This window comes from Streptomyces sp. NBC_00690, assembly GCF_036226685.1.
In the GTDB taxonomy this organism is placed as follows: domain Bacteria; phylum Actinomycetota; class Actinomycetes; order Streptomycetales; family Streptomycetaceae; genus Streptomyces.
On record NZ_CP109009.1, the window covers coordinates 8,375,930 to 8,388,444 of the forward strand.

The 12,515-nt window shown below is 69.4% G+C and carries 6 protein-coding genes; all 6 read left to right on the forward strand.

Features of this window, described 5'->3' with window-relative positions; all coding sequences use genetic code 11:
- Positions 1-680 precede the first annotated feature (680 nt).
- A complete protein-coding gene (locus OID54_RS35930) occupies positions 681-3,542 on the forward strand; it encodes a helix-turn-helix transcriptional regulator (protein ID WP_329026623.1) in 2,862 nt (953 codons plus the stop codon).
- Between the two features lie 15 nt (positions 3,543-3,557).
- Entirely contained in the window at positions 3,558-6,275 is a 2,718-nt protein-coding gene (locus tag OID54_RS35935; protein ID WP_329026624.1) for an AAA family ATPase, read from the forward strand.
- On the forward strand, positions 6,272-9,148 hold the full coding sequence (locus tag OID54_RS35940) for an AAA family ATPase (protein ID WP_329026625.1): 2,877 nt from the start codon (positions 6,272-6,274) through the stop codon (positions 9,146-9,148). Before OID54_RS35935 ends, OID54_RS35940 begins: the two co-directional genes overlap by 4 nt.
- 188 nt (positions 9,149-9,336) lie before the next feature.
- Positions 9,337-10,533 (forward strand): cytochrome P450, encoded by a 1,197-nt coding sequence (locus OID54_RS35945; protein ID WP_329026626.1) that lies wholly within the window; start codon positions 9,337-9,339, stop codon positions 10,531-10,533.
- A gap of 13 nt (positions 10,534-10,546) precedes the next feature.
- Positions 10,547-10,744: a ferredoxin gene (locus OID54_RS35950; RefSeq protein ID WP_329026627.1), complete on the forward strand. Its 198-nt coding sequence runs from the start codon at positions 10,547-10,549 to the stop codon at positions 10,742-10,744.
- An 88-nt stretch (positions 10,745-10,832) separates the two neighbouring features.
- Positions 10,833-12,437, forward strand: coding sequence for a GMC family oxidoreductase (locus OID54_RS35955; RefSeq protein WP_329027986.1), 1,605 nt, complete (start codon positions 10,833-10,835; stop codon positions 12,435-12,437).
- Positions 12,438-12,515 lie beyond the last annotated feature (78 nt).

Below are 12,515 nucleotides of genomic sequence, written 5' to 3' on the forward strand. Positions count from 1 at the left end.
ATCCTTTTCCCCTCCCAGCTGAAGGAGAGAATTCAGGAAGGGTATTCCCGACGCAACCTTGCACTTGCCTGCCATTGTCTGACCGACTCACATCCATGGCATAGCCATCTGTATATGGTGACACGATTTAGCGTGTGTGCGGTGAGGGTCGGGCGCGAAATAACGCATCGTCACGGTTTGGTCAAGAGGGCGGTGTGGTCTCCGGACGAATTTCCCTCTGCGGTCGGTCGGGGTCTCGCTCTCGCCCGCGTCAAGGCGCCATGCGGGTGTCGCGGGTTCATGTCTCTCGTGCAACTCCGACTGCTATGGCCTCAACTGCTTCTCACCTGCCCATCAGTGGGTTGCTCCATGTGCTGGCCGGGTGTCGCGCGGGCTGTTCGTGTTGCCATGTGCGGTCGGGGTGAAGGTCGGGTGCACGGGATCCCTCGGCGGTGAGTGAGCTACATCACTCGCTTGTCCTCGGCTGGCTTGAATTTTAAAGCAGAAAGGCCGAAAGGTATCCAACCGGGCATGGCGAAAGGGCTTCTTTTTCTGCGTGAATCCGATGCGTTCTGACTGAAAGATGACCGGGACCGATGGGGGCGAATGTTACCGTCGTCATCATTCTGATCTTGCAGGGGGCGGCTTTTGGGTGCGACTGCCAAGAGTCGGAGTGAGCTTCACGGAAGAGGAAAACTGTGGTGGGCACCGAACAACCGATCGAAGACCCTGTCCGGAGATCGGGCAACCACAACACACCACTCGACACCGTCCTACGGCACGCCGCCGCCGCCCGGTCCGGCGGGGCGCGAGCAGTCCTCGTCCGGGGGCCCGCGGGAATCGGCCGTAGCCATCTGTTGTCCACCGCGTGCCAGCGGTTGAGATCCACCGGCGTGACCGTGCGCACCGTTGCCGCCAAACCCGACGCCCCGACCGCAGCCCGTGCCGTGGACGCGCTCCTCGCTCCGGCACCCGTGCCCAAAACCGAGACCCATCGCACCCCGGGCACGCACCAAGGCACCCACGACGACTGGCGCAGACGGCAGATCAGCGCCCTGCAACTGCTCGCCGAAGGCCCGCTGGCGCTGGTCATCGACGACGCCCAGTGGAGCGACGAAACCTCGCTGCGCTGCCTGGACTTCATCCTCCGCAGAGCGGCGGGGCTCCCCTTCTTCCTCCTGCTCGCCCAGCGCACCGACGTGGAAGGGCCAGGTGTCTCCCCGCTCGCCGAACTCCTCGCTCAGGACCGCTGCTCCCTGGTCGAACCGGGACCTCTCGGGGAGTCGGAGACGGCTCTGATGACCGCCCACTTCCTCGGCGGTCCAGTGGAGGGTTCGTTCGTCCGGCACTGCGTGGAGATCTCCGGGGGCAACCCGCTGCTCCTCGGCCGGCTCCTGGCCGCCCTCAACGCGAGGGGAGTGCGGCCGGACACGGAGGGGACACACCGACTCGGCACGCTCCACGAGAGCGTTCTCACCTCGCTGATACCGGACTTCCTCGCCGTCTGGCCGCCCTCCGTGCGTCATGTGGCCACCGCCCTCGCACTGGTGGGCCGGGCCGCCACCGACCCGCTCGTCGCGCTCTCCGGTGTGGACTCACGACGGGTTGAGGGCGCGCTCGATGTGTTGCGGCGCAGTGAGATCGTCCTGCCGGGGGCGCCTGCCGAGATGCGCAACGGCCTGAGGGAAGCCGTCCTCGCACCGCTGTCGGAGCCCGGGCTCCAGGAACTCAGGGCACGCGCCGCCCGTGTGCTCAGCGATGCGGGCCGACCCGCCACCGAAGTGGCGGCCCAGTTGGCGTTGTTGGAGCGCATCGACCGACCGTGGATGCTGGCAGTGCTACGGGACGCCGTTGCGGAGGAACCGAACCAGGCGACCGTCCGTGCCACCGGCCGTGTCCTGCGCGACGAGGCCCACCCGCTCACCGACACCGAGCGCAAGGATGTCCACGTCGAGCTCGCAGCCGCCACGGCCCGGGACGCGGCAGCACCCGCGCTCTGGCACCTACGGCAAGCCCTCGCGGCCACCGATGACCTGCGTGAACAGGCTTCCATCGCCGTGCAGTACGGCAGGACCGCACTCGGGACCAACCGCACCCCGGAGGCCGTACAGATCCTCGGTCAGGTCCTCGACGCTCTGCCCGAACCCACAGATATCACCGACACCACAGGCACCAGAGGCAGCGCCCGGGGGGCCGCCGACCGTGAACTGCGCATCACCGTCGAATCCGCCCTGCTGATCACTGCCGTCAACGACCGCTCCGCCCTGCCCGGCGCCCGTGCGCGTGCCGCCACACTCACGCCACCGAGCGGACACAGCCCGGCAGAGCGTCAACTCCTGGCCGTACTGAGCGCTTTCACGGCGCTCGACTCGGGCCCCGCCGACAGGGCCGCAGCACTGGCCAGACGCGCCCTACGGGTCGAAGAACCAGGCTCCGCGGACTGGACCGTGCCCTGCTCCGCCACCGTCCTGACGCTCGCGGACTCGATCGACGAGGCACTGGAGGCGCTCGACCGGATGCTCTCCCCGTCCCCACCGCATCGCACGCCCTGGCCCTCGTTGTTCGCGCTTGCCGGCCGGTCCTTGCTGCTGCACGGCATCGGCGATGTGCCCGGGGCCGCCCTGGACGCACGGGCCGCCCTGGCGACCACTGCCACCGCCCCTCCGCTCGCCCATATCGCCCTCGCCGACGTACTGCTCTCGCAGGGCGAGACCCGACAGGCGGGCAAGGTGCTCGACCAATTGGCGAACGCCGTTCCCACACTCGACCAGCGGGTCTGGGAATGGTCGCACTACTTACATGCGAAGGGCCGGGTCCTTCGGGACCTCGGCGACGCCGAAGGCGCCCTCGAACTGTGGCAGCGCTGCGGGCGGAGCCTGGCCGAGATCGACGTCACCAACCCCCTGGTGACCACCTGGTGGCTGTCGGCCACGACCACCCTGGCCCGCCTCGGGCGAAGATCGGAAGCGAAGGGCATCGCCGAACAGGCCCACGACCGAGCACAACGCTGGGGCACCGCCCGCGCACTGGGCCTGGCGAAGGTCGCCGCCGCGAACGTGGCGGAGGGGACCGCACGCATCGACCTCCTCACCGAAGCCCTCGACCTGCTCGACGCCTCACCGGCCCGTCTCCAGCGCGCCGCCGCCGAGTACCGACTCGGCCGCGAACTCCTCGGCCGCGACGACGCCCCCGGCGCCCGCCGCCATCTGCGCCGGGCCATCGAACTCGCCACCCGCTGCGGCTGCCCCGTGCTCGGCGCCCGCGCCCGCACCCTGCTGGTCACGGCGGGTGGTCGCATGCCACAACTCGCCACCGCCCCACTCGACTCCCTCACCCAGAGCGAGCGCCGGGTGGCAGCCCTGGCCCAGCGAGGCGCCAGCAACAAGAAGATCGCTGAAACGCTCTTCATCACCCCTCGCACTGTCGAAATGCATCTGACCAACGTCTACCGAAAGCTCGGCGTACGCGGGCGGGCCGCACTTCCCCAGGGCTTGACCACCACCACTGGCCGGACCCCCGCCCGGCACCAGGGCGACGGTATGCCCGCACCCAGCCACCGCTGACAGGACCAGCCCGCCATGGCCCACCGCCCGCCCTCGGGCACCGCCCGTCCCACCCACGTCACCCCCGAACCCCCACCGGGCCGAGAGCGGGAAGACCTGCTGCTGCGAAAACTCCTGCACGGACTCCAACTCGGACGCCCGGCCCTCGTCGATGTGCACGGACCTCCAGGTATCGGCCGCAGTGCGCTGCTCGACCATGTGATCACACTCGCCGACTCCTACGGCGTACGGGTCGTCGCCGCCCATGCGTCACGCGAGGAGATCGACCTGCCCCATGGGATCGCCACCCAACTCCACTCGGCTCTCGCAGCCACCCATCGAAACCCGGCCGCCCCGACCCGCCCGGCCAAACACCCCCCGTCGATACGGGCGGCGACACTGGCTCACGCACTCTTCGCCGCCGCCCGTGTCCAACCGCTCCTCCTCGTCGTCGACGACGTCCAATGGGCCGATCGCCCCTCACTGCGCGGCCTCCAGGCACTGGCACGACGGTTGCAGGGTGCCCCCCTGATGGTGCTCACCTCCCGCAACACCGCCGTGCCCTGTGCCCCGTACGACCTGATCGAGCCGTGCCCACTGGCCGACGCACGCACCGTGGCCCAGCACACCCTGTTCCTCGCCCCTCTCCCCGACGACATCGCGGCACAGGTCGTCGCCAAGAACCGGCGCACGCCGGAAGCCTTCGCGGCCCAGGTCGCACGGTGTACCGAGGGCAACCCAGCACTCCTGCGTGCGGTCGCCAACCGGTACGCCCTGCGTGATCAACCCGCACTCGTCCCGGGCGGTGATCCGAGCGACGAGACGGCCGACGCTGTACGCGACCACACCGCGCGCACTCTCGCCGTACTCCCCGGTGAACTCCTCGACGTGCTCGCCGTCATCGCCGTCGCAGGACCCGACTGCACACCCGACATGATCGCCGCGCTCTCCGGGACCCGTACCATCGGAGTGGCCCGCGCGCTTGCGCTGTTGTCGGGCACGGGCCTGCTGGTCCCCGGGCCCCTGCCGGCGTTTCGCAGCGAGGCCGCCGCCGAAGCGGTGCTCGCCCCCCTCACCACCCGACACCGCCGTGAGTTATACGCGCGAGCCGCAGAGTGGGCCCAGCGCGCCGCCTTCCCCGACCGGGCCGTCGCCCGGATGCTGCTCGGCGCCCGCACCATCGGCGCCGCCTGGGCGGTCGACGTGCTCCACCGAAGGGCCGCGCGCTGCCGTGCCACCGGCCGTCCCATCGAAGCGGCCCGGCTGCTGGAACGCGCACTGGGCGAACCCGTACCGCCCGCGCTACGGGTACAACTCCTCACCGACCTCAGCGAGGCCGTACTACCCCATGCGCCGCACGTTGCCAGTCGGCACCTGCGTCGCGCGCTGCTGGTGCCCGCGGCCGAGAGCGGTCCTGCGCGACTGCATGCGGCGGAACTCCTCATCGCCAGGGGAGACGTCGTGACCGCAGGCCCCCTGATCCACCGAGCCGTGCTGGACGCGCGAGCTGACACGCCGGAACGCGCCGCCCTGTACGCGCTCCAAGGGATCTGTCGGTATCTCGGTCCGCCTCCCGTCGACCTCCCGCTGCCACCCGACCCCCCGCCACGACACGAACGACCGGCCGAGGCGGGGCTCGCCGCCTGGCGCACCGCACTGCACGGCCGGGATGCGGCCCTCGCACGGCGTCTGGCCCGTGCGGCGCTCGCACCGACAGCGCACGAGGAAGTCCCGCTGACGGTCCGCACGGCAGCCGCACACGCCCTCCTGCTCACCGGGCGGGCACAGGAAGCACACAGCGCACTCGACGAGGTCATCGCTCGCGCAGAGCACGGCAACTCCCGCGCCGTGGTCGGTCTCGCACTTATCGTTAGTGCGTTCGCCGAACTGCAACGCGGCAAGGACGCTCTCGCATCCCGCACGCTCGACCGGTGCGAGGAGACGATGCCCCGCAACTGTTGGCATCCGCTGATCGTCCCCGCGGTGCTCGCACTCCGTACGTTGATCCTGCTCCGCCGCGGCGAACACGGCCCGGCTCAGCGGATCCTCACGTCCGAACTGCCCAACACCGCCGAAGGCGGACTGGCGTGGGCCCTGCTGCTGTACGCCAGAGGACGTGTCCAGTTGGAAACCGGGCAGCGCGAATCGGCCCTCACCGACCTGCTGGAGTGCGGTCGACTCCTCCTGGCGCGAAAGATGGCCAACCCCGCACTCCTACGGTGGCGCTCGGCCGCAGCCCGCGCCTGTGCTCCTGATGATCCCAGGGCGGCACGGCTGCGCGCCGAGGAACGGATGCTCGCCCTCGCCTGGGGCACACCCGACACCATGGCAGCCACCCTGCGGGCCACCGCAGGGCCGACGACGGCGGCCCCCTCCCGTGCCAGTTGGCAGTACCGTCAAGCCCTCGTCGCGCTGGGCACCGCACCCCGATTCGGCCACCACACCGTCGACTCACTCCTGCACAGCGACCAGGCCGCACTACCGAGCACGCCGCCACGAACGGCCGCCCCCGGGCGCCCCGCCCCGTCGAAGGGCGCACCACCCGCCGGGGGCAGCGCCGCACTGTCCGCAGCGGAGCGCAAGGTGGCACATCTCGCCGCTGACGGGCTTGGCAACCGAGCCATCGCCACCGAACTGTCGGTCACCACCCGGGCTGTTGAACTCCACCTCACCAAGACCTACCGCAAGTTGGGGATTCAAGGCCGTCCACAACTCGCCGCGGCCCTGGGGCGGACACCGAGGGAGAACACATGAGACCCCTACTCGACCGCGAGGCCGAACTCGTCGTGATCACCGCCGCGCTGGACGCCCTGGGTAGCGGGGGCGCCGGCTCGCTCACCGTGGTCACCGGCGGCCTCGGCATGGGGAGGACAGCCCTGCTCAGAGCGCTGCCGAAGGTCGCCGAGCAGCGCGGCGTACGAGTCCTGACGGCCAGCGGAGCCGTACACGAGCGCGATTTCGGCTTCGGCGTCGTCAGCCAACTGCTGACCGCACTCATCCCCGGCGACACCACCGCCCTGCCCGGCGACTGCGTCCCACCGCCACAGGGATCCGAGCGCGACGCCGAACTCCTCGACCTGATCGCCGAACACAGTGCGCACCGACCCCTGCTCCTGTTGGTGGACGACCTCCAGTGGGCAGACGCCCCCTCCCTGCGCTGGCTCGACCGGCTGACCCGCCGCCTTCCCTGCCTGGACGTCGCCCTCGTCGTCGCCGTACGCGAAGACGGGTCCGTCGGAAGCCAAACCCATCTCCACCGGCTCACCGACCATGCCCACCACATCCTGCCGTTGCGTTCGCTCACCTCCGCAGGAACCGCCGCCCTCATCGCCGCCCACACCGGACGCCCCGTCGACCCCGCCTACGCCGACGCCTGCCACCGGACCACCGACGGGCACCCCCTGCTGCTCACCGCCACCCTCGCCGCACTCGGCAGGGAGGAACCGACCGCGGAGCGCGCCAAAGAAGTCGACGGCACGCGGCTGCTGACCCTGCACGAAAGGTTCGCGGCCGTACTGCGCTACCAGAGCGAAGCGGTGTGGTCGATCGCGAAGGTCCTCGCCGTCGTCGACGAGGCCGCTGACGACGAGCTGACCGGTCAACTCACCGGCCTGGACGACACCGGCCGCACCGAGGCCATCGCCGCCCTGCGCAAACTCGGCCTCCTCGCGAACGATCCCGTACCGCGCTTCATCCACCAAGCAGTACGGGACGGCGTCGAACAGGCCATGACCCCGGCGGACGCCGAGGACACCCGGGTCCGCGCCGCCCTGCTGCTGCATGAGGGCGGACACCCCCCGGAGAGCGCCGCCCGGCTACTGGTCGCCACCTCCTGCCACACCCCCTGGGCCGTCGGCGTACTGCGCACCGCTGCCACCACCGCCCTGGGCCGTACCGATCCCAACGCCGCGGCCCGCTACCTTCGCCACGCCCTGCTGGGAAGTTCACCCGAAGGGCCCGATCGGGGTGAGTTGCTCGCGGACCTCGCCACCATCGAGTGCGCCTTCGCACCCCAAGCCGCCCTGCGGCACTTCGCCCAGGCACTGCTCCTCCTGCCCGATCCCGCGGACCGTGCCAGGGTGGCCGGCCGCATACCGCCCTTCCTCCTCGATGGCTGCCCACCCGCCGCGATCGAATCCGTGGTGCGCGCGCACGGTGAACTCGCGGTGCCCGCACCAGCGGATGAGATCGGGCGGGGGCTCGCCCTGCGCCTCGAAGCCAGGCTGCGGCACCGATCGGTGGCAGGCCCCGGCGAACTGTTCCAATGCGCGGACCGGCTCAGGTCCTTGGGGCCGATGCCCGACCTGGACACCACCGCCGACCGCGAACTGATCACCGTACTGCTGCACGGTGCCACCCTGACCCAGCGCACGACCGCCGCGGAGGCGGTGCCGCTCGCCGAACGGGTGCTCCAGCACGAGCCGGCGACTCCGGACCACATCCACACCGCCCTCCCGCTGCTGGCCGACATCCTCATCGCATCGGACTCCCTCGCCACGATCGGCCCCTGGCTCGAATCCGCCTACCAGCGGGCTCGTCGTGACAACGCCTCGGTGGCGCGCGCCGTCATCGCTGTCGAACTCACCCAACTCGCCCTGGCACATGGACGCATCGACCAGGCCAGGGTCCATGCCGACGAGGCGCTCTCCCTCGGCGTCACCGCCTGGGCCACGCTCCAGACGCTGACACCCCTGGCCCTCGTCGCGGCCCAGGCCCGCGACACGGAGCTCACCCTGCGACTGCTGACCGATGGTCGCGATGGCGCCGACCACGGCCATCGCCCCGCCCTGCGGCAACTCCTGCGCGGTTCGGCCGCAGCACAACGCGGAGATCTCGCCACCGCGCTGGAATGTCTCCTCGATTGGGGCCGTTCTGCGGAGCGCGCCGACTGGCGCAATCCCGCCTTGGTGCCCTGGCGGTCCTGGACGGCTGGCCTCCACTACCGGATGGGACGTCCGGAGCGTGCGCACGACCTCATCGAGGAGGAGTACGAGCGGGCGGTCCGTTGGGGTGGACCGGTAGCCATCGGTCGTGCCCAGCGGGTGCGGGGCGCCCTCCGCAAGGGTGTGGACGGCCTCGCCCTCCTCCATGAGTCGGCCCAGACCCTGGACGGTTCGGTGAACATGCTCGAACGGGCCCGGACGTCGCTGTTGCTCGGCCGGAGACTGTTGGAGGCGGGCCGGACCGCGGAGGCCGAGCGCCGCCTCACTCAAGCCCGGGCGGACGGCCTCGCCTGCGGGGTGCCCTGGCTTGCTCGTGTTGCGGACGACGCGCTTCACGCGGATGCCGGGGCGCACCGAGCGGACGCCATCGCCAGCCTCACCCGGGCCGAACGCCATGTCGCAGGGCTCGCCGCCGGTGGAGCCTCGAACAAGGAGATCGCCGAACGGCTCGATGTCACCTCCCGCGCGGTGGAGAAGCACCTCACCCGCACCTACCGCAAGCTGAGCATCCGCGGACGCACCGAACTCGTCGCCATGGCCGGATTGTTGCCGATCGAGGCGGCTCCCCGTCCGCGCCCGTCCGCACGGCCCCCTTCGACCGTAGTTGCCGTACCGACCGAACCGAACCGAAGCGTTGACGGTACCGCGGGTAACCGTACCTTCGGTCGACTCCCACAGGCTTAGCGCGCCACGACTCGAATTCGTTGACATCCATTCCGGTGCCTTCATACCGTCATATGTAACGGTCAACGTTCGACTCGTTCTGACGTTCGATCCATGAATCCGCCAGTGCCTACGAAAGCGATCCGCAGCGACCGCTCTTCGCCATGAGTGCTGCCCATATGAGAACGGCGCTCGGGAAAGGGAAGGACATGAGCCAGGCCGCACCCGTGAACTTCACGACGGTCCGCGAGGGATTATTCAATCCGCCGGTGATGACGCAGATATTGCGCCAGACCGAGCCGGTGGCCCGTATGGAATTCGCCGACGGGCACCTTGGCTGGCTGGTCACCGGATACTCAGCCGCCCGAACCGTACTCGCCGACGCCCGATTCAGTGCCCGCGGTGAACTGAAGCACCCCCCGGTGCCCCGCGCGGCCACCTTGGAAGAGCCCCCCGCGGCACCGCCCGGCATGTTCATCCAGCACGACCAGCCGGAACACCAGCGCTACCGCAAGCTCCTGGTGGGACAGTTCACCGTCCGTCGCATGCGTCTGCTGACCGACTGGATCGAGAAGATCGTCGCCGAACGGCTCGACGCCCTCGAACTGCTCGGCCCTCCGGTCGACCTCTTCGAACACTTCGCCCTGCCGATCCCCTCCCTCGTCATCAGCGAACTCCTCGGCGTGCCCTACGCCGACCGCGACGCGTTCCAACACGACACCCATGTCTGGAGCAGCTTCGGCACCTCCACCGAAGAGGTGACCCGCGCGTTCCTCTCCCTGGGCACCTACCTCCAGCACCTGATACAGCTCAAGCGCGCCGAACCCACCGACGACATCCTCAGCGGTCTCATCACCGTCGACCCCGACCTCACCGACGAGGAACTCACCTCGATCGCCTTCCTGCTCCTGGTCGCCGGACACGAGACCACCGCCAACCAACTGGCTCTCGGAACCTTCGCCCTCCTCCAGCACCCCGAACAACTCGCCGCGCTGCGCTCCGACCCGACCCTGATCGACGGTGCGGTCGAAGAGATGCTCCGCCATCTCAGCATCGTCCACCACGGCCCCACCCGCGCCGCGCTGGAAGACGTCGAGATCGACGGCGCCACCATCCGCAAGGGCGAGGTCGTCATGGTGTCCCTCGCAGCCGCCAACCGGGACCCGGCACGGTTCGCCGACCCCGAGGTCTTCGACCTCAACCGGCCCGCCGGCGGTCACCTCGCCTTCGGACACGGCATCCACCAATGCCTCGGCCAACAACTTGCCCGCATCGAACTGCGCGTCGGATTCGCCGCGCTGCTGGAGCGTTTCCCGGGACTGCGCCTCGCCTGTCCGCCCGAGGAGATCAGGCTGCGGCACGACATGCAGGTGTACGGGGTGTACGCACTGCCCGTCACCTGGTGACCCGGCTCCCCGGATGAACGTCGACGTCGACCGGTCGCGCTGCTGCGGAGCCGGAATGTGCACGCTGGTCGCGCCCGAGGTCTTCGACCAGAGCGACGAAGGGGTCGTGCTGCTCCTGGAGCGCCACCCGCCGGCCGCCACACACGACTCGGTACGCGATGCAGCCGACCAATGCCCCTGCGCGGCGATCACCATCCACGAGAACCACTGACCACGAACTGCCGCCGTGCCGCCGGCGGCCCGCACCTCCATCGGAAGGCCAGGTACAACGCGTGAAGCACGATCTGTCGCGCCGTCGCATGCTCGGACTCGCAGCCCTCGGAGCCGCTGCCGCCGCGGGCGCCACCACCGTCGGCGCGCCCCGCGCAATGGCCTCCGGGGCCACCAGCAGCGGCACCTTCGTGCCTGCCGTGGTCATCGGTACCGGCTACGGTGCCGCCGTCTCGGCCCTGCGCTTGGCCGAAGCAGGGGTGAACACCCTGATGCTGGAGATGGGGCAGCTGTGGAACCAGCCCGGCCCCGACGGCAAGGTCTTCTGCGGGATGCTCAACCCTGACCGGCGCTCCAGTTGGTTCAAGTCCCGCACTGAGGCTCCGCTCGGCTCCTTCCTCTGGCTGGACATCGCCAACCGCGACATCACTCCCCACGCGGGAGTGCTGGACCGGGTGAACTTCGACCAGATGTCCGTGTACGTCGGTCGTGGAGTGGGCGGGGGATCCCTCGTCAACGGGGGGATGGCGGTCGCCCCCCGACGCTCCTACTTCGAAGAGGTGCTTCCCGGCGTCGACGCCGCGGAGATGTACGCGCGCCACTACCCCAGAGCAGGCACGATGCTCCGGGTGAACCAGGTGGACCAAGGCTGGTTCAACGCCACCGAGTGGTACAAGTACGCCAGGGTCTCCGGTGAGCAGGCGGCCAACGCCGGACTGGGCACCGTACTCATCCCCAATGTCTACGACTTCGACCACATGCGGCGCGAGTCCCAGGGGCAGGCACCCAAGTCAGCGCTGGACACGGAAGTCATCTACGGCAACAACCACGGCAAGAACAGCCTCGACAAGACCTATCTGGCGGCGGCGCTGGGTACCGGCAGGGTGACCATCGAGACCCTGCACCAGGCCAAGACCATCCGGCGCCGGGCGGACGGCACCTATCTGCTGACCGTCGAACAGCGAAACGCCGACGGCGCGCTCCTCGCGACCAAGGAGATCTCCTGTCGCCATCTCTTCCTCGGGGCGGGCAGCCTGGGCTCGACCGAGCTTTTGCTGAGGGCGAGGGAGACCGGCACCCTGCCGAACCTCAACGCCCAGATCGGTGAGGGATGGGGCCCCAACGGCAACATCATGACGGCGCGCGCCAACCACATCTGGAACACCACGGGCATCCGGCAGTCGACCATCCCCGCGCTCGCCATCGACGACTGGGACAACCCCGCCGCACCCGTCCTGGCCGAGATCGCCCCCATGCCGGCCGGGCTGGAGACCTGGGTCAGCCTCTACCTCGCCATCACCAAGAACCCCGAGCGCGGTCGGTTCACCTACGACGTGGCCGGCGACCGGGCGAAGCTCAACTGGACACGCGACCAGAACACCCCCTCGGTCAACGCGACGAAGTCCCTCTTCGACCGCATCAACCGGGCCAACGCCACGATGTACCGCTATGACCTCTTCGGCCCGCGGGCCAAGAACTTCTCCGACGATTTCACGTACCACCCGCTGGGCGGCTGCGTGCTCGGCAAGGCGACCGACGCCTACGGCCGGGTGCATGGATATCCCAACCTCTATGTGACCGACGGCGCGCTTATCCCCGGTTCCCTTGGGGTCAATCCGCTCCTGACGATCACAGCGCTCGCCGAGCGGAATATTGAACGCGTCATCCAACAGGACTTCGCTGCTTCCTCATGAGGGCGCGCGAAAATCCAACGGATTCCATTCGGTAAGAGATGCAAGCGCGATTGATGAATGCGGTTCAGCTGGCCGAAT